The organism is Streptomyces tubercidicus, assembly GCF_027497495.1.
Taxonomy (GTDB): domain Bacteria; phylum Actinomycetota; class Actinomycetes; order Streptomycetales; family Streptomycetaceae; genus Streptomyces; species Streptomyces tubercidicus.
Genome location: NZ_CP114205.1, coordinates 4,829,904 through 4,846,825, shown reverse-complemented (window position 1 = coordinate 4,846,825; position 16,922 = coordinate 4,829,904). Strand labels below are relative to the sequence as shown.

Sequence of the window (16,922 nt, the reverse complement as noted above, 5' to 3'; positions counted from 1 at the left end):
ACCGTCGGTGACAGGTTCGGTGACAGGTTCGGAGACAGGTTCGGAGACAGGTTCAGGGACAGGTTCGGGGACAGCTTCCACCGTGGGCCGCATCGTCGTCAGCCTGCTGGTGCTGGCGTTCGCCGGGGTGACCGGGCTGTTCGCGCCGCTGCTGGTAATGGCGAGCGACAGCTGCACCGAGAAGGACGCCCGCACGATCTGCTCCGCGAGCGCCCAGCAGATCGTCGGCGGCCTGCCGGTCGGCGCCGCCTTCGTGGCCGCCCTCCTGGCGGTGGTGGGGATGGGCAGCAGGGGCACAGTGGGCTGGGGATGCCTGCTGGCGGCGCCGTGTCTGCTGGTCCTGTCCTGGGTGGTGTCGCTGGGCATCGTGGGCAGCTGAGGGATCCGGCTCGCCGTTGTAACGTGCCGTCATGGCACCGGACATGGGCATGGCAGTGGAGACGGAGACAGTACGCGGGCTGGTTTACGGGCCGAGCGGCAAGCAACTGGACGTCCACCGTCCGGCCGGGGCGTCCGGCGCGGCGCCCACCGTGCTGCTCTGGCACGGCCTCGGCCCCGACGAGCGGGATGTGCTCGAACCGCTGGCGCGGACGGCGGCGGCGCGCGGGCTGCTGGTCCTCGTACCGGACTGGCGCTCGGACGCGGCGGACGGCGGCCGGTCACATCTGCTGGAGTCCCTGTCCTTCGCCCGGAAGGAAGCGGGCGGGCTGGGCGGCGACGGGGAGTCGCTCGTACTGGCCGGGTGGTCGGCGGGGGCCGGGGCCGCGCTGGGGGTCGCGCTGTGGCCCGAGAGCGTGGCGGGGTGGCGGCCGAGGGCGGTGGTGGGTGTCGCGGGCCGCTACGACCTGCTGGCGCGGACCACCGGCACCGCCCCGCTGGACGACCTCGCCGCGGGCCGCGACCCGGGCGTACCGGTCCATCTCGTCCACGGCACCCGCGACACCGTCCTGGACGCCCGTTACTCCCGCGACCTCACCGAGGCCCTACGCGCCGCGGGCCGGGCGACGACCCTCCAGGAGACCGACACCGACCACGCGGGCGTGACCATGACCGCGTACGACCCGGCGGCGGACCGCTGCCTCCCGACGACGGCCGAGCATGCGGTACGGGCGGGGCGGCTGGTGGCGGGGGTGCTGGCGGCGGCCGGCGGGGGTGGGGGCGCGGCGTAGCGCCGCTGCCGACGTCTCAGCGGCGGGCGGGCCGCCAGGAGGCCCGCCCTCTCGTCACGGCGTGCTCAGCGCGGCGATCTCCGCCCCCAGCGCGGCCACGCGGTGGTCGCGCCTCGGGGGCCGAACTCGTCGCATAGGGCCCGGAGTCTACGGGCGGTGGGTACCGGGCGGACCGATCCGTCTTCCCGGCGTGGAACGTGCTCAAGTGGGCTGACAACTCGCGCCAGTTCCGGGACATCCATGGCCCCGCCAGCGCCCCCTCACGGCCCCGTCAGCGCCCAGGAGTCGGCCGGGTCGTCCAGCCACACCCGTTCACCCTCGGCCGTCACGGTCAGGCCGAACCGGGTGTGCTCGGGCCTCCCCCGCCCCTCCCACCAGTGGAAGGCGTCCTCCACCTCGTCCCACAGACGGCGAGGGCCGGACTGCCAGACGCGGGCGGTGTCCCCGTCCCGGAACAGCACGCACGCCCAGGACGCGTCGCGCGCCCCGTCGCTCAGCTCATCGCTCGGCTGCCCATCGCTCGGCCGCCCGTCGCCCACCCCGCCGCTCACCCCATCCCCCAGCCCGTAGAACCACACCGGACGCCCACCATCGCCTTTGTCCGCCACGACGTGCAGGCAGCGGGGGACGCGCAGGCCCAGGACGAACCCCTCGGGGCCGAACCGCTCCCCGAGGAACTCCGCCTCGGTGAGCGTCGTGGACGATTCCTCGCCGTCCGCGACGCTCCCCGTGACGTACGCGGAATGGTCCACGGCGGCCGGGCGCTGGGAGCGGAGCTTCATGAACTCCACGGGGCCCGTGAAGCGTCCGGCGGCGCTCTGCCCGTCCGGCGCGACCATCAGGCGGGCCACCGCGTCACCATGGCTGTAGTGCGTCCCCCACGGGGCCACGATGACCCCGCCGGGACGGCACTGCTCCACCCACGCGAACGGAACGGACCGAACGCCGCACGTCGCCATGATGCGGTCGTACGGCGCGCCTTCCGGGTGGCCCCGGCTCCCGTCACCGTGGAGGACGCGGACGGAGTTCCCGAACCGCGCGGCCGTGGCGCGGGCGGCGGCGGCCAGCGCCCCGTCGACCTCCATGGTGGTGACGTTCCCGGGCCCGGCACGGTGCGCCATGAGCAGCGCGTTCCACAGCGTCGCGGCCCCGATCTCCAGGACCTTGTGCCCGGGGTGCAGGTCCACGTCCTGGAGCATCCGGAAGACGACCGACGGCATCGATGCGGAACTGGTCGGCACCTCACCGGGTGAGGCGCCGGACCGTTTTCCGTCGTCCCACTGGGTGACGACGGGAACGTCCGCATCCACGTATTCCCGCCACACCTCCGGGCTCTCCGTACGGGACACCGGCACGCTGCGCCCGGCCGCCATGTCGAACGGCCAGATGAGCTCGGGCAGTACGGCCGACCTGGGCACGGCCAGGTAGGCGGAGACCCAGTCCGGGGAGAGAACACCCGCCGCCATGAGGGCACGCCCCAGCCCGTTGAGGCCGGGGCGCTCTTCCATGCCTGTTGCCTCTGGCAGCCTGTCGCTGCCGCCGCCGTTCTGGGCAATCACACCCATCTCTTCCTCCTGGTGCATTCGTGGGCGGTGCCTCTGTGAGTGGTGCGTACCTGCGTGAGGTACGGGTCAACTGCCCGCGCCCGTAAGGGAAACGAGCACAGCAGACAGCCGGTGCGCGCCCGTCCCTGTTACGGGGACGGGATCCGTGTCGGTCAGCGGCGGCCTCCCCCACCGGACGACCAGGTGTTGAGCCTCCGTACGGCCTCCTCCAGCTCCCGGCGCCGAGCCGCCTGGTCTGCGGCGGGCCGCGCCTGCTCCGACGGTCGGACGCGCATGTACGGCCGGACGAGGCGGCCGTCCTCGCCGCACAACGGCAGTAGTTCGGGCGGCACTCGGCGGACGCGTACGAGGCGACGCCGCACCAGCGTCCCGTCCGGCAAACAGGCCGTGGGCGGAGGAGCACCGGTACTACTGACCGCACTGCCGACCGCCCGATGGCCGCCCCGCCCCGGAAGTAAGCAACTCAGCAGCCTTCCAAGGACGGTGCGGACGAGCCCTGGCCCACCGTTCAACGGTCGGCCGCCTTGCGGAGAACCTCGGCGAGGCGGCGGGCGGTGGCCGCATTGCAGTTACCGAGGGCGACAAGCGAGGCGCCGTAGACGCTCGCGAAGCCGGGCAGCTCGACGCCGAGCGACGGCAGCGTGATGCCGTGGTCCTTCAGCGCACTGCGCAGCTCTTCGGCGCTCTGGTGCACGTCGTCGGGGAGGGAACGGTCGAGGGGCATGGACCCCACCTTTCTGTACGCATCGCAACGAACTGCTTACAGAGTGATGTGACGCGGCGTAGCGTGAAAGTGTTTGGGCTCCCGGTCGCGGTCCGGGGAATGCGCGTATGACGGGTGGAACAGTGAGGACCGCCGGGGATCGCCCACAACCGCTCTGACTCGGCTACACGTACGGCGGTGAACCGTGGCACGACGCAAGGAAATTGACGGATCGGCGGGAGTCCCCACCTTCTACGGCAAGGAGCTGCGCTGGAAGAGAGAGGCGGCAGGGCTCACGCTTGAGCAGTTGACGAAGGGAAGCTTCTACGGACTGAGCCACCTCAGCGAGATCGAGCGTGGTCAGCGCCGGATGCCCCAGGACCTGGCCGAACACGTGGACAGGGTTCTGAAGACGGACGGCTTCTTCGCCCGCTGCTGCGAGGACGTGCGGAAGGCGAAGACCAGAGGGCACGCGGACTACTATGCCGATGTCGTTGAGTTGGAGGAACGAGCCCGGGACGTCGAGGAATGGATGCCCGATCTGCTCCCCGGCCCGCTGCAACTGGAGCCGTACATCCGAGCCGTCGTCCACGCAACGCACCCGACCGAGCCCGAGGAAGAGGTATCGACGAAGGTTTCCGCGCGGCGGGAGCGAGCGTGGCTCTTCGAGGATGCCAAGAGCCCTGAGACCTGGGTTGTCATGAGCGAGTTGGTTCTGCTGCGCCCGGTACTCGATCCAGACGGTATGGCCGAACAGCTCGCCCACGTCGTCGAAGTTGCACAACGCCGCCGATTCATTCCACAGATTCTTCCGTGGAATGTCGCAGGCCACCCGTTCACGATGGGCACGACCAGGCTCCTGACCTTCTCCGATGCCCCGCCTCTCATGTACACAGAGGGCATGTACAGCGGTCAGCTCACCGATGATCCGAGCTGCATCAGGAAGTATGCAAAGGCCTATGATCGACTCAGGGCCGCCGCTCTGCCACCTGATGTGTCTCTGAAAGCGATCGAGAAAGCAGCAGAGGACTACCGGAATGGCAAGCACTCACGTGGACTTGAGCAAGGCCCATTGGCTCAAAAGTAGCCGCAGCAACGGGGACGGGGGCTACTGCGTCGAGGTCGCCGACAACCTCCCCGGCATCATCCCCGTCCGCGACTCCAAAGACCCCCAGGGCCCGGCGATCATCTTCCGGGCCGCCGCCTGGTCGTCGTTCGTCTCCTCCGTAAAGGAAACGGATCTGCCAGGCGCCTGAGTCCTCCTGGGCGCCCGGCAGGTTCCGGGCGCCCGGGGACGGGCTCCCCGCCCCGCCGCGTTGTGGCCCGCAAGGCGGGCGCGCTTCCCTTCCGGAGATCCGGGAACAACAGGGGAAGGCCGAAATGACAAACAGCCACGCTGACTTGAGCACGGCCACCTGGCGCAAGAGCAGCTACACCAACGGCTCAGGCGGCGACTGCGTCGAGGTCGCCGACAACCTCCCCGGCATCATCCCCGTCCGCGACTCCAAAGCCCCCGGGGGCCCGGCGATCATCTTCCCGACCGCTGCCTGGTCGTCCTTCGTCACCGCCGTCAAAGGCACTGCTGTCCTCTGACACGAGGGAGAGGCAGTGGGCCAGATGTCGTTTCGGTCGGACATCCCGTTGGGGTCCTTCCTGGTCTGAAACGATCACCAGGGCCGTACGACTGAACGCAGGGGTGAAGAACATGATTAATCTGGTACTGCTCGGCGTCTTGGTGCTCGCCGTCGGCGGGTGTGCATGTGTGGTGTGGGCGGAGCGCGGCGGACCCCGTTGGGTCCGCGGCGTGGCGACCGTGACGCTCGCCGCGAGCGAGCTGGTGCGTCGCTCCGAGAAGCGCCGGCGCCGGCGCCAGCGCCGGAGCGTGACGCGGACCACCAGCGGTGGTGACTAGGAACGGTCAAAGTCGCCTGACAAACGGTCAAGATCACTGGTCAGAGGCCAACTGCCCTGCCGGGCGCTTGAACTTCCCAGCCAATACAACGCGGCGGGGTCGCGCGGGAATACCCGCCCGGCCCCGCCGCGTTGTGGCCCCGCAGGGGGCGCTCGTACCCCCTACGGGATCTGTTCCCCCGCCCCTTAGAGGACCATCGCCCTACAGAACCCGCGCCCCCACCGCCGGAGAATCCGCCACCCGTACCTGACGGCAGGTCCCCGACGCCAGCAGCGCCGCGGCCACTTCCTCCGCCACCTCCGCGTCCTTGACCAGGAACGCGGTGGTCGGCCCCGAGCCGGAGACCAGCGCGGCCAGGGCGCCGGCCGCAGTGCCCGCCTCCAACGTCGCGGTCAGCGACGGCCGCAGGGACAGCGCCGCCGCCTGGAGGTCGTTGGACAGAGCTGAGGCAAGCGCGGTGGCGTCGCCGGACTCCAGGGCGGCCAGCAGCTCCGGGGCGGCCTCCGGCTCCGGGACGTCCGTCCCCGCCGTCAGGCGGTCGAACTCGCCGTAGACGGCGGGGGTGGACAGGCCGCCGTCGGCGACGGCGAAGACCCAGTGGAAGGCTCCGCCGACGGCCAGCGGCGTCAGCAGTTCGCCTCGCCCCCGCCCCAGCGCCGCGCCACCGACCAGGCTGAACGGTACGTCGCTGCCCAACTCGGCGCAGAGGGAGAGGAGTTCATCCCGCGAGGCACCGGTGGACCACAGGGCGTCGCAGGCCAGCAGGGCGCCGGCGGCATCCGCGCTGCCGCCCGCCATACCGCCCGCGACAGGGATGTCCTTGGTGATGTGGAGGTGGACGTTCGGCTCGATGCCGTGGCGGGCGGCGAGGAGTTCGGCGGCGCGGGCCGCGAGGTTCGTGCGGTCCAGGGGGATCTGGTCGACGTCGTGGCCCTCGGCGGTGATCCGGAGGGTGTCGGCGGGGGTCGCGGTGACCTCGTCGTAGAGGCCGACGGCGAGGAAGACGTTCGCCAGGTCGTGGAAGCCGTCCGGGCGGGCGGCGCCCACCGCCAGCTGGACGTTGACCTTGGCCGGTACCCGGACGGTGACCGGGGCGGCGGTCGCGGCGGTGGTCTGCTGAGTGGTCTTGGCGGTGTTGTCGGTCATGCCTGCTCTCCCCCTGATGCGTGTGCTCCCCCGGACTGGCGGATGCCGGGCGTCCCGCCCGGTCCCTTGTGTTCGGCGATCCTCGCGAACTCCTCCACGGTCAGTGCCTCCCCGCGGGCCTGCGGGGAGACGCCCGCGGCGACCAGGGCGGCCTCTGCCGCGGCGGCCGAGCCGGCCCAGCCCGAGAGCGCGGCGCGCAGGGTTTTACGGCGCTGGGCGAAGGCGGCGTCGACGACGGCGAAGACCTCGTCGCGGCTGGCCGAGGTTTCGATGGGCTTGTCGCGGCGTACGAGGGAGACCAGGCCGGAGTCGACGTTGGGGGCGGGCCAGAAGACGTTGCGGCCGATGGCGCCGGCCCGTTTGACCTCGGCGTACCAGTTGGCCTTGACCGACGGCACACCGTAGACCTTGTTGCCGGGGCGGGCGGCGAGCCGGTCGGCGACCTCGGACTGGACCATGACCAGGGTGCGGTCGATGGTGGGGAAGGTCGCGAGCATGTGCAGCAGTACGGGCACCGCGACGTTGTAGGGGAGGTTGGCGACCAGCGCGGTGGGCGCGGGGCCGGGCAGCTCGGTGACGTGCATGGCGTCGCGGTGCACCAGCGCGAAGCGGTCGGCGCGCTCGGGCAGCCGGGCCGCGACAGTGGACGGCAGCGCGGCGGCGAGCACCTCGTCGATCTCGACGGCGGTGACCCGGTCGGCGGCCTCCAGCAGCCCCAGGGTCAGTGAGCCGAGCCCCGGGCCGATCTCGACCACCACGTCGTCGGGGCGGACCTCGGCGGTCCGGACGATCCGGCGGACGGTGTTGGCGTCGATGACGAAGTTCTGGCCGCGCTGCTTGGTGGGGCGGACGCCCAGCGCGGCGGCCAGCTCGCGGATGTCGGCGGCGCCCAGCAGGGGACCGGGATCGTCGGTGGTGCTCTTGCTCATGCCACAGCCTCGTTGCGCTCGTTCACCCGTGAAGCTTACGGCCGCAGACCGGCCACGGGCTCGCCCCCCTTCTGATGTAGAGCTTCTTGGCCCGGAAGGTCTGTTCCTGGGGGGAGGCGTCCTGGGGGCGGCCGCGGCCGCCGAGGGCCCGCCAGGTGGCGACATCGAACTGGTAGAGCCCGCCGTAGGTGCCCGAGGAGTCGACGGCGTTCGGCCGGCCGCCCGCCTCGCACTGCGCCAGCGCGTGCCAGGCGAGGTGGTCGGCGCCGCGCACGGAGGTGGGCAGCTCCCGGATGCCGAGGTGCACGATCTGCGGGCGCGGGGCGCGCACGACCTCGCTGCGCAGCCGCTTCGCTTTCTGTTTGACGCCGTTGACGGCGCGCACCCGGTAGGTGACCCGCCGGACGCCGGGGCGGCCCTGCTGGACGACCACGACGGTGCCGCGGGCCAGGCGGGCGTCGGCGCGGTGGATCGTACGGAAGGGGATGGCCCGCTCGCGGACCTGCTTGGAGCCGGTGATCCGCAGCACCGAAAAGGTCTGGCCGTCGCGCGGGAAGCTGTCCGGCGGCACCGAGGTGGTGTCCTTGTCGCCCAGGGTGATCCCGGCCTCGGTGAGGGCCTCGCGGACGGTGGCCGCGTTGGTGCGGATCCGGTGCGCGCGGCCGTCGGCGACGATCGCCACCGAGCGTTCGGTACGGACCGCCAGCTCCATGCCGCGCTGCTCGATGCGGCGGGAGCGGGAGGCCGAGAGGTAGGCGCCGTCGGCCCGTACGCCGATCTGGTGCAGGGCGCCGGCGACGGTGTCCGCGGTGGTCCATACCGTGCGGCGCCGGCCGTCGATGGTGAGCACGACCGGGCGGCCGTGCCGGACCACGACCTCGTCGCCGCTGTTGAGCGCGGTGCCGGGGGCGGGCGCGACGATGTCGTGGGCGCCGACGGCGAGCCGCTCGTCGGCCAGCAGGTCATCGACGTCGGCGGCGAAGGTGTGCAGGGTGCGCGGGGTGCCGTCGACGGTGAGCCGGACCGCCTTGTCGTGCGCGATGAAGGCGGTGGTGCCGCCGGCGAGGAAGGCCACGACCAGCGCCCGGGGCAGCAGCCCGCGCAGCGCCTCGGGGCGTTCGGCGCGGCGTCTGCGACGGCCGCGCGCGGCGCGGTGGCTGCTGCTCTGCGAATGGCTCACGAACGCGCTCCACATGCCCCGGCTGCGGTTGACGGCCGGAATCTAGCGGAGTCGGCGTCACTCTCCCAACTCGCCCCGATACGGAAAGTGATCAGATCGGGGGAACGGGGGCGGCCGTCGGGCGGGGCGTACGGGCCCTGCGGCGGCCGCCGGGAGCCGGCCGCGAACCGTCAGTAACCGAAGGCCCGCGCCGTGTTCGCCGCGACGGCGGTGGCGAGGGCGTCCTCCGTCATCCCGGTGACCTCGGCCATGGCCCGCAGGGTGACCGGAATGAGGTACGGGGCGTTGGCCCGTCCGCGGTACGGGGCGGGCGTGAGGAAGGGGGCGTCGGTCTCGACGAGGACCAGTTCGGGCGGGGCGACGGCGAGCGCGTCGCGCAGTGGCTGGGCGTTCTTGAAGGTGACGTTGCCGGCGAAGGACATGAAGTAGCCGGCCGCGGCGCAGATCTCGGCCATCGCGGCGTCGCCGGAGTAGCAGTGGAAGACGACCCGGTCGGGGGCGCCCTCCTCGCGCAGGATCCGCAGCACGTCGTCGTGTGCCTCGCGGTCGTGGATGACCAGGGCCTTGCCGTGCCGCTTGGCGATCTCGATGTGCGCCCGGAAGGAGGCTTCCTGGGCGGCCATGCCGTCGGGGCCGGTGCGGAAGTAGTCCAGGCCGGTTTCGCCTACGCCGCGGACCTGCGGGAGGGCGGCCAGCTTGTCGATCTCAGCGAGGGCGGCGTCGAGCGCGCTGTCGCCGCCGGGCTCCCGGGCGCCCTGCCGGGACCAGCCGTCGGGGTCCCCGAGCACGATCCGGGGTGCCTCGTTGGGGTGCAGGGCGACGGTGGCGTGCACGCTGTCGTGGGCCGCCGCGGTCTCGGCGGCCCAGCGCGAACCGGCCAGGTCGCACCCCACCTGGACGACGGTGGTCACCCCGACCGAGGCGGCCTTGGCCAGCGCCTCCTCGACGGTGCTGTCCTGCATGTCCAGGTGGGTGTGCGAATCCGCGACCGCCACCCGAAGGGGTTCGGGCAGCGGCGGCGGGGTGTTCTTGTCCTGCGGTGCCATGGCCGCGATCCTACGAGGGGCGCGGCACGGAGCTCACTTGCGGTGGTGCTGGAAGGGGTGCAGCAGGTCGGAGAGGTGCCAGTGGTGGCGTCCGGTGTCCTTGTCCCCGGCGGTGCGGTCGTCGGTGCCGTCCGGGTCCGCGGCCGCGGGTTCCTTGTTCTTCGCGCCGCCGTGCTTCTTCTCGCCGCCGTTCCCGCGCTGGTGCATGCTCGCCATCGCGGCGGAGACCATCGAGACCTGGCCGGAACGCATGATGCGGACCACGTCGCTGCCGCAGTTCACGCAGGTGGGGCAGGTCAGCGGGGACCGGACGCGCTCGCCGTCCGCGTAGTAGACGACATGCAGCTCTCCCTTGCCGTCGACCTCGTGGACTATCTCGTAAGCCTGCTCCCAGCCGTAGCCGCATCGCATACAGGCGAAGGAGTACGCCTCGTGCGCGGCGGCGTCGGGCCGGTGATCGGGATGCTCTCCGCCGGTGGTCGTGGTGGAAGCTCCGTGGGTCCTGGCGAAATCGCTCATGTGCTGCGCTCCTCTTGTCCTCCGGACAAGGTCTTCGGGAACCGTTCGTCCCTCGTCCAGTGGACGCCTTTCCCGGTCACAAAGCAGCAGATCGCCGACCGTATTGGCCCAGATTTGGCCGGGGGCAGGGAAAAGTCCCCGCCATCCCGGCCTGCGCTTTACCTTTCAGGCCAGTCATTTACCTTCTGATGAGTCGGTTTCCGCCGCGCGCCCCGCCGGGCCCTCCGCCGCGTCCGGCTAGGCGCCCTTCGCCGGGCCCTTTTCCGCGTTCTTCGCCGCCACCACCGCGTCGAAGACCTCCCGCTTGGGCAGGCCGGCGTCCGCGGCCACCGCGGCGATCGCTTCCTTGCGGCGCTCCCCGGCCTCCTCGCGGACCCGCACCCGGCGGACCAGCTCCTCGGCGTCCAGGTCCTGCGGCCCGCTGTCCGGGGCGCCCTCGACGACGATGGTGATCTCGCCGCGTACGCCCTCGGCCGCCCAGGGCACGAGTTCGGCCAGCGGCCCGCGCTTGACCTCCTCGTAGGTCTTGGTCAGCTCCCGGCAGACCGCGGCCCGCCGGTCGGCGCCGAAGATCTCGGCCATCGCGGCGAGGGTGTCGTCCAGCCGGTGCGGGGCCTCGAAGTAGACGAGGGTGCGCCGCTCGTCTTCGACCTCGCGCAGCCGGGTGCGCCGCTCACCGCCCTTGCGGGGCAGAAACCCCTCGAAGCAGAAGCGGTCGACCGGCAGCCCGGAGACGGCCAGGGCGGTGAGTACGGCGCTGGGGCCCGGTACGGCGGTGACCTTGATGTCGCGTTCGACGGCGGCGGCGACCAGCCGGTAGCCGGGGTCGGAGACCGAGGGCATGCCCGCGTCGGTGACCAGCAGCACCCGCGCCCCGCCGGCCAGCGCCTCGGCCAGCTCGGGCGTCCGGGCCGCCTCGTTGCCCTCGAAGTACGACACGATCCGCCCGGACGGCTGGACCTCCAGCGCCTGGGTCAGCCGGCGCAGCCGCCGGGTGTCCTCGGCGGCGATCACATCGGCGGCGGCCAGTTCGGTGGCGAGCCGCGGCGGTGCGTCCGCGATCTCTCCGATGGGCGTCCCTGCAAGTACCAGCGTTCCAGTCACCTCCCCATCCTCCCAGGGCGCCGCCGCGCTCCGGCCGGTCGGTGTCCCCCCGGTGCGCTCCGCGCCGTCCACAGGCGGCTTCCCTACGATGGGCCGGGTGACGAGTGACACCACCGCGACCGATGCCGCCGCGCAGCCCGCTCCGGAGCCGCCGGGAGCGCCCCCCGTGTGGCAGCGGCGGCTGCGTCGCTTCGGGCTTCCCGTCCGCCCGCAGACCGATGTCCGCGCGCGGCTGGTGCCCGCCTTCCCCGAGCCGAGCGGCCGTCTGTGGGCGGTGTTCGGCGCGGGCCCGGAGGCCGCGGTCCGGCTGACGCGCTGGGCGGCCTGGCTCGGTCCGCTGCTGGTGGCGCTGTTCGCCGGGGTGCTGCGGTTCTGGAATCTGGGCAGCCCGCGGAAGGTGATATTCGACGAGACGTACTACCCCAAGGACGCCTGGTCGCTGCTGCAGTACGGCTATGAGGGCACCTGGGCCAAGAACGCCAATGACGCGCTGGTCGGGCATCCGCCGGAGCTGCTGCTGTCGCCGGAGCACTCGTATGTCGTCCACCCGCCGATGGGCAAGTGGCTGATCGCGCTCGGCGAGAGCGTGTTCGGGATGAACCCTTTCGGCTGGCGGTTCATGGTGGCGCTGCTCGGCACCCTCTCGGTGCTGCTGGTCTGCCGTATCGGCCGCCGGCTGCTGCGCTCGACGGCGCTGGGCTGTCTTGCGGGCGCGCTGCTGGCGGTGGACGGTCTGCACTTCGTGATGAGCCGGACCGCGCTGCTGGATCTGATCGTGATGTTCTGGGTGGTGGCCGCGTTCGGCTGTCTGCTGGTGGACCGGGACCACACCCGGGCCCGGCTGGCGGCGAGGCTGCCGATCGGCCCGGATGGGCTGATGCGCCCCGACGAGGGCGTCGGCGACCGGCTGCGGCTGGGCTGGCGGCCCTGGCGGATCGCGGCCGGGCTGTGTCTGGGGCTGGCCACCGCGACGAAGTGGAACGGCCTCTACTTCCTCGCGGCCTTCGCCCTGATGACGGTGCTGTGGGATGTCGCGGCACGCCGTACGGCCGGTGCCCGGCGCCCGTTCCGCTCGGCGCTGCGCCGCGATGTGCTGCCCGCCTTCGGGTCCACCGTCGTCGTCGCCCTCGCCACCTATCTGGCGTCCTGGTCGGGCTGGATCGCCACCAAGGGCGGCTACTACCGCGACTGGGCGACCTCGCCGGAGGGCCGTACGGGCCACTGGACCTGGCTGCCGGACTGGCTGCGCAGCCTGTGGCACTACCAGACCGAGGTCTACTCCTTCCACACCGGACTGACCACCCCGCACACCTACCAGTCCAACCCCTGGAGCTGGCTGATCCTGGGCCGCCCGGTCTCATACTTCTACGAGGAGCCCAAGGCCGGCCAGGACGGCTGCACCGCGGCCGGGTCCTGCGCCCGTGAGGTGCTGGCGCTGGGCACCCCCCTGTTGTGGTGGGCGGCCTGCTTCGCGCTCCTGTATGTCCTCTACCGCTGGCTGTTCCGGCGGGACTGGCGGGCCGGGGCGATCCTCTGCGCGGTCGCGGCCGGTTATCTGCCGTGGTTCCTCTACCAGGAGCGGACCATCTTCCTCTTCTACGCGGTGGTGTTCGTCCCGTTCCTGTGTCTGGCGCTGGCGATGCTGATCGGCGCGATCATCGGGCCACCGGGGTCGACGGAGCGCCGTCGCACGATCGGGGCAGTCGGCGCGGGTGTCCTGGTTCTCCTGATCGCATGGAATTTCATCTACTTCTTCCCCCTCTATACGGGGATGCCGATCCCCAAGTCGGCCTGGCACCAGCGGATGTGGTTCGACACCTGGGTGTAGCGGCGCCAATTTGACGGTTCCGTAACAGCCTTACAACAGCGTGTCACCGGACCGTGCCCCTATCGAGACTCACCGCCCTCCCGTGTCCCTTAGAGTGCGGGGCACGTTCTTGTGTGCGTATTCAGGGACGAGGCTCTTGGAGGGAATCGGTGGTATGCGCCGTGAGGTGAAGTACGGGCTGATCGGCGGATCGGTGGCCCTGGTGGCGGGCGTCGTGGGCGGCCTCACCCTGTTCGGCGGCTCGGACGAGTCGTCGCAGGAGGTCAGCTCCACGGACGCCAAGGCGGGCGACAAGGGCGCCAAGGTGGCGACCGGCCCGCTGTCGGCCAAGGAAGTGCAGACGACGTCACGGGAGTTCCTGACCGCGTGGCAGTCCGGCGACGCGGCCAAGGCGGCCGGGCTGACGGACGACCCGGAGAAGTGCAAGAGCGCGCTCGCGGCCCTCGGCAAGCAGGCGCGGTTCTCGAAGGTCCATGTGACTCCGGGCACGCCGGCCGGTGACAAGGTGCCGTACACCGTCGCCGCGCAGATCGACTACAAGGGCACCAAGGCGGCGTACTCGTACCGCACTTCCGCGACCGTGCAGCGTGCGAAGTCCACCGGAAAGCCGCAGATCGCCTGGAAGCCGGACATGATGCACCCGGGCCTGGCCAAGGGTGACGAACTGCGCACGGGCGAGGCCGAGGCGCCGCCGATCAAGGCCGTGGACCGCAAGGGCGCGGCGCTGACCCCCGAGGCGCATCCGGCGCTGGCCGGGGTGCTGGACAGCCTGCGGGACAAGTACGGCGACAAGACCGACGGCAAACCGGGTGTGGAGCTGTTCATCCACCGCGCCAAGAGCGCCAAGCCCGCCGACCAGCTGCCCGACAAGACGCTGAAGGTGCTCTCCAAGGGGACGCCGGGCACCCTCAAGACCACCCTGGACGCCGGGATGCAGTCGGCGGCCGAGCGGGCGGTCAAGGGCAAGAAGTCGGCGTCCGTGGCCGCGGTCAAGCCCAGCACCGGCGAGATCCTGGCGCTCGCCAACTCCCCGGAGAAGGGCTTCAACCTGGCCACCCAGGGGTCCATGGCGCCCGGCTCGACGATGAAGGTCGTGACCGCGGCGATGCTGATGGACAAGGGCCTGACCTCGCCGGGCAAGAAGAACCCGTGCCCCAAGTACGTGACCGTCGGCGGCTGGAAGTTCCAGAACCTCAACAAGTCCGAGATCAAGGACGGCACCTTCGCGCAGAGCTTCGCCGCGTCCTGCAACAACGCCTTCATCTCGCACGCCAAGGACCTCAGCGACGACGATCTGACCAAGGAGGCCCGGGACGTCTTCGGCATCGGCCTCAACTGGCAGACCGGCATTCCCACCTTCGACGGCGCGGTGCCGGTGCAGAGCGACGCGCAGATGGCGGCCTCGCTGATCGGGCAGGGCGGGGTGCGGATGAACCCGCTCAATGTCGCCACGCTCGCCGCGACGGTCCGGGCCGGCTCCTTCCACCAGCCGTACATCGTCCCGCCGTCGCTGGACCACCGGACGCTCGCCAAGGCCCCGCGCACGATGAAGCCGTCCACACTCAGCGGTCTGCGGTCGCTGATGAAGCTGACCGCGACGTCCGGTACGGCCGCCGAGGCGATGTCCGGGGTCAGCGGTGACGTCGGCGCCAAGACCGGCTCGGCCGAGGTCGACAACCAGAAGAAGCCCAACGCCTGGTTCACCGCCTACCGCGACGACCTCGCCGCGGCGGCCGTCGTCCCGGCGAGCGGCCACGGCGGCTCCAACGCGGGCCCGGTGGTCCGCTCCGTCCTCACCGCCGGCTGACTCTGGGACGGGGCGCCGTGGGGGCGCCCCGTCCCAGCCCCGTCTCAGCGACCGGATTTCGTTCGCATGGCCCGTACAGCTTTGGCTAGCGTGCGGGCCATGAGCGATTCCGCGTCCGGCACCGCCCCGGGAACCCCGACCGACATATCGCCCCGTGTGCGCGAGCGCACCTCGTGACCCCGCTCGTCGTCGCCGCGGTCCTGATGGCGGCCGTCACCCACGCCAGCTGGAACGCCATCGCCCACGGCATCCGTGACCAGCTGCTGGCCTTCACTCTGGTCGGTGGGGGCGGCGCGGTCTGCGGTGCCGCCCTGGCCGCGGTCACCCCGCTCCCGGCCGCCGGTGCCTGGCCCTTCCTGCTGGCCTCCGCCGTGCTGCACATCGTCTACCAGGCCCTGCTGATGCAGTCGTTCCGCCTGGGCGACTTCAGGCAGATGTACCCCATCGCCCGCGGCACCGCGCCGCTGGTCGTCACCGTCCTGGCGGCCGTCTTCGTGCACGAGATCCCCGACGGCTGGGCGCTGGCCGGTGTCGCGCTGGCCTCCGCGGGCCTGGTCGGGGTCGCCCTCTGGGGCATCCGCGGCTCCGGGACCAGGCCGCACTGGCCGGCCCTGCTCGCCGCGCTCGCCACCGGCCTCGCCATCGCCTCGTACACCACCGTCGACGGCCTGGGCGTACGCGCCTCCGGCAGCTCCCTCGGCTATATCGGCTGGCTGATGATCCTCGAAGGCATCGTGATCCCCGCCTACGCGCTCGCCACCCGCCGCCGCCGACTCCTCACCGAACTCCGCCCGTTCGCCCTGCGCGGGCTGGCCGGCGGGGTGCTCTCCGTCTTCGCCTACGGCCTGGTCCTGTGGGCCCAGACCCGCGCCCCGCTCGCGCCGATCGCCGCCCTGCGCGAGTCCTCGATCATGGTGGGCGCCGCCATCGGTGCCCTCTTCTTCAAGGAACGCTTCGGCGCCCCGCGGATCGCCGCGGCGGGGCTGATGGTCATCGGCATCGGGCTGATGCTGCACACGGGCTGAGGGGGCGTCGCGCGGACGGCTCAGCGGGTACGGACGCGCCGCACCAGGTCGTCCGCCGCCCCCGGCCACGCCTCGTACTCGAAGGCGAAGCCCGCTTCGCGCAGCCGGCCGGGCACCACCCGGCGGCTCTTGAGCAGCAGTTCGGTGTCGGAGCGCAGTGCGAACGCGCCCAGTCCGGCCATCCACTTCGTGGCGGGCAGCCCCACCGGTGCGCCCCAGGCGGACCGCAGCGCGCGCATGAAGTCCCGATGGGGCAGCGGACCGGGCGCGGCGAGATTCACCGGACCGGTCAGATCGTTCCGGTCGACCAGGAACTCGACCGCGCGGACGAAGTCGCGCTCATGGATCCAGGACACATACTGGGCGCCGCCCGCGACCGGCCCGCCCAGCCCCAGCCGCACCAGCCGCAGCAGCACATCGAACACCCCGCCGCGGTCCGGGCTCATCACCATGGCGGACCGCAGCGCGACCTTACGGGTATCCGGGGTGGCGGCCTGCTCCTGCGCCCGCTCCCACTCCTTGGCGATCTCGACACTGAACGCCCAGTAGTCCGGGACGCCGGGCTCCGCACCGCCGATCTCCCCCGTCGCCTCGTCATGGGGCGCGTCGTGGCGATGGGCGTAGATAGTTGCGGTGCTCATCTGGAGCCAGACCCGGGGCGGCCGGGCGGACGCCGCGATCGCTTCGCCCACGACCCGCGCGGAGTCCACCCGCGAGTCCATCATCTCCTGGAGGTTGGCCCGGGTGTAGCGGCAACTGACGCTGCGTCCGGCCAGGTTGATCACGACATCGCTGCCGTCGATCACCGCCGTCCAGGGGCCGGGCGTCGTACCGTCCCAGGCCACCTCGCCCGCCCGCGACGGACGTCTGGTCAGCACCACGACTTCGTGGCCCGCGGCGGTCAGCGCGCGGTTCAGGATGCCGCCCACCTGACCGGTCCCGCCGGGTATCACTATCTTCATCGGGCTCCCCCTCATGGTCACCGGACC

18 protein-coding genes are annotated in these 16,922 nt (G+C 71.7%); 9 read left to right on the top strand and 9 right to left on the bottom strand.

The genetic code is table 11. The annotated features are described in order from the left end of the window. The first annotated feature begins 82 nt into the window (after positions 1–82). Both STRTU_RS21205 and STRTU_RS21200 read left to right on the top strand, forming a co-directional pair. Positions 83–379, top strand: a complete 297-nt coding sequence (locus STRTU_RS21205) for a hypothetical protein (protein WP_246240975.1) — start codon at positions 83–85, stop codon at positions 377–379. 31 nt (positions 380–410) lie between these two features. After that, positions 411–1,169 (top strand): alpha/beta hydrolase, encoded by a 759-nt coding sequence (locus STRTU_RS21200; RefSeq protein WP_159745164.1) that lies wholly within the window; start codon positions 411–413, stop codon positions 1,167–1,169. A 260-nt stretch (positions 1,170–1,429) separates the two neighbouring features. Here STRTU_RS21200 and STRTU_RS21195 read toward each other — a convergent pair whose 3' ends face one another. Further along, entirely contained in the window at positions 1,430–2,635 is a 1,206-nt protein-coding gene (locus tag STRTU_RS21195; protein ID WP_159747115.1) for a methyltransferase domain-containing protein, read from the bottom strand. Between the two features lie 607 nt (positions 2,636–3,242). Then, positions 3,243–3,458 (bottom strand): hypothetical protein, encoded by a 216-nt coding sequence (locus STRTU_RS21190; RefSeq protein ID WP_159745162.1) that lies wholly within the window; start codon positions 3,456–3,458, stop codon positions 3,243–3,245. 184 nt (positions 3,459–3,642) lie between these two features. Here STRTU_RS21190 and STRTU_RS21185 point away from each other — a divergent pair, with 184 nt between their 5' ends. The 4 genes from STRTU_RS21185 to STRTU_RS21170 all read left to right on the top strand — a co-directional run bounded on the left by STRTU_RS21185 (position 3,643) and on the right by STRTU_RS21170 (position 5,349). Further along, on the top strand, positions 3,643–4,524 hold the full coding sequence (locus tag STRTU_RS21185) for a helix-turn-helix domain-containing protein (protein WP_159745160.1): 882 nt from the start codon (positions 3,643–3,645) through the stop codon (positions 4,522–4,524). Beyond that, on the top strand, positions 4,475–4,693 hold the full coding sequence (locus STRTU_RS21180) for a DUF397 domain-containing protein (protein ID WP_159745158.1): 219 nt from the start codon (positions 4,475–4,477) through the stop codon (positions 4,691–4,693). The genes STRTU_RS21185 and STRTU_RS21180 overlap by 50 nt, the downstream gene beginning before the upstream one ends. A gap of 145 nt (positions 4,694–4,838) precedes the next feature. Then, positions 4,839–5,030 carry a DUF397 domain-containing protein gene (locus STRTU_RS21175; RefSeq protein WP_269777377.1) on the top strand — a complete coding sequence of 64 codons (192 nt, stop codon included), beginning with the start codon at positions 4,839–4,841 and terminating at the stop codon, positions 5,028–5,030. Positions 5,031–5,142: 112 nt separating this feature from the next. Next, positions 5,143–5,349 carry a hypothetical protein gene (locus STRTU_RS21170; protein ID WP_167539182.1) on the top strand — a complete coding sequence of 69 codons (207 nt, stop codon included), beginning with the start codon at positions 5,143–5,145 and terminating at the stop codon, positions 5,347–5,349. 201 nt (positions 5,350–5,550) lie between these two features. Here the strand turns inward: STRTU_RS21170 and STRTU_RS21165 are convergent, their stop codons facing one another. From STRTU_RS21165 to rsmI, 6 genes are all read right to left on the bottom strand, one after another. Beyond that, positions 5,551–6,495, bottom strand: a complete 945-nt coding sequence (locus tag STRTU_RS21165; RefSeq protein WP_159745152.1) for a 4-(cytidine 5'-diphospho)-2-C-methyl-D-erythritol kinase — start codon at positions 6,493–6,495, stop codon at positions 5,551–5,553. Further along, a complete protein-coding gene (gene rsmA, locus STRTU_RS21160; protein WP_159745150.1) occupies positions 6,492–7,424 on the bottom strand; it encodes a 16S rRNA (adenine(1518)-N(6)/adenine(1519)-N(6))-dimethyltransferase RsmA in 933 nt (310 codons plus the stop codon). Before rsmA ends, STRTU_RS21165 begins: the two co-directional genes overlap by 4 nt. A 22-nt stretch (positions 7,425–7,446) precedes the next feature. Next, positions 7,447–8,619 (bottom strand): resuscitation-promoting factor, encoded by a 1,173-nt coding sequence (locus tag STRTU_RS21155; protein WP_159745148.1) that lies wholly within the window; start codon positions 8,617–8,619, stop codon positions 7,447–7,449. 155 nt (positions 8,620–8,774) lie between these two features. Further along, positions 8,775–9,650, bottom strand: coding sequence for a TatD family hydrolase (locus STRTU_RS21150; RefSeq protein ID WP_159745146.1), 876 nt, complete (start codon positions 9,648–9,650; stop codon positions 8,775–8,777). A gap of 33 nt (positions 9,651–9,683) precedes the next feature. Then, positions 9,684–10,169, bottom strand: a complete 486-nt coding sequence (locus STRTU_RS21145; protein ID WP_159745145.1) for a hypothetical protein — start codon at positions 10,167–10,169, stop codon at positions 9,684–9,686. Between the two features lie 237 nt (positions 10,170–10,406). Then, positions 10,407–11,273, bottom strand: a complete 867-nt coding sequence (gene rsmI / locus STRTU_RS21140) for a 16S rRNA (cytidine(1402)-2'-O)-methyltransferase (protein ID WP_159745143.1) — start codon at positions 11,271–11,273, stop codon at positions 10,407–10,409. Positions 11,274–11,361: 88 nt separating this feature from the next. Here rsmI and STRTU_RS21135 point away from each other — a divergent pair, with 88 nt between their 5' ends. From STRTU_RS21135 to STRTU_RS21125, 3 genes are all read left to right on the top strand, one after another. After that, the gene (locus STRTU_RS21135; protein ID WP_159745141.1) at positions 11,362–13,101 is read left to right on the top strand and encodes a dolichyl-phosphate-mannose--protein mannosyltransferase; all 1,740 of its coding nucleotides are present in this window, start codon (positions 11,362–11,364) and stop codon (positions 13,099–13,101) included. Between the two features lie 154 nt (positions 13,102–13,255). Next, positions 13,256–14,908, top strand: coding sequence for a penicillin-binding transpeptidase domain-containing protein (locus STRTU_RS21130; RefSeq protein WP_159745139.1), 1,653 nt, complete (start codon positions 13,256–13,258; stop codon positions 14,906–14,908). 173 nt (positions 14,909–15,081) lie between these two features. Continuing rightward, on the top strand, positions 15,082–15,933 hold the full coding sequence (locus STRTU_RS21125; RefSeq protein ID WP_159745137.1) for an EamA family transporter: 852 nt from the start codon (positions 15,082–15,084) through the stop codon (positions 15,931–15,933). 20 nt (positions 15,934–15,953) lie between these two features. On the opposite strand, the gene STRTU_RS21120 is transcribed toward STRTU_RS21125, so the two are convergent. Next, positions 15,954–16,895 carry a TIGR01777 family oxidoreductase gene (locus STRTU_RS21120; RefSeq protein WP_159745135.1) on the bottom strand — a complete coding sequence of 314 codons (942 nt, stop codon included), beginning with the start codon at positions 16,893–16,895 and terminating at the stop codon, positions 15,954–15,956. Positions 16,896–16,922 lie beyond the last annotated feature (27 nt).

Bases quoted from the DNA above. Each gene is read 5' to 3' on its own strand.
- STRTU_RS21200 (WP_159745164.1), top strand. From the start codon at position 411: ATGGCACCGGACATGGGCATGGCAGTGGAGACGGAGACAGTACGCGGG.
- STRTU_RS21195 (WP_159747115.1), bottom strand. From the start codon at position 2,635: ATGGCGGCGGGTGTTCTCTCCCCGGACTGGGTCTCCGCCTACCTGGCC.
- STRTU_RS21190 (WP_159745162.1), bottom strand. From the start codon at position 3,458: ATGCCCCTCGACCGTTCCCTCCCCGACGACGTGCACCAGAGCGCCGAA.
- STRTU_RS21180 (WP_159745158.1), top strand. From the start codon at position 4,475: ATGGCAAGCACTCACGTGGACTTGAGCAAGGCCCATTGGCTCAAAAGT.
- STRTU_RS21170 (WP_167539182.1), top strand. From the start codon at position 5,143: ATGATTAATCTGGTACTGCTCGGCGTCTTGGTGCTCGCCGTCGGCGGG.
- STRTU_RS21165 (WP_159745152.1), bottom strand. From the start codon at position 6,495: ATGACCGACAACACCGCCAAGACCACTCAGCAGACCACCGCCGCGACC.
- rsmA (WP_159745150.1), bottom strand. From the start codon at position 7,424: ATGAGCAAGAGCACCACCGACGATCCCGGTCCCCTGCTGGGCGCCGCC.
- STRTU_RS21155 (WP_159745148.1), bottom strand. From the start codon at position 8,619: ATGTGGAGCGCGTTCGTGAGCCATTCGCAGAGCAGCAGCCACCGCGCC.
- STRTU_RS21150 (WP_159745146.1), bottom strand. From the start codon at position 9,650: ATGGCACCGCAGGACAAGAACACCCCGCCGCCGCTGCCCGAACCCCTT.
- STRTU_RS21145 (WP_159745145.1), bottom strand. From the start codon at position 10,169: ATGAGCGATTTCGCCAGGACCCACGGAGCTTCCACCACGACCACCGGC.
- STRTU_RS21135 (WP_159745141.1), top strand. From the start codon at position 11,362: ATGGGCCGGGTGACGAGTGACACCACCGCGACCGATGCCGCCGCGCAG.
- STRTU_RS21130 (WP_159745139.1), top strand. From the start codon at position 13,256: ATGCGCCGTGAGGTGAAGTACGGGCTGATCGGCGGATCGGTGGCCCTG.
- STRTU_RS21120 (WP_159745135.1), bottom strand. From the start codon at position 16,895: ATGAAGATAGTGATACCCGGCGGGACCGGTCAGGTGGGCGGCATCCTG.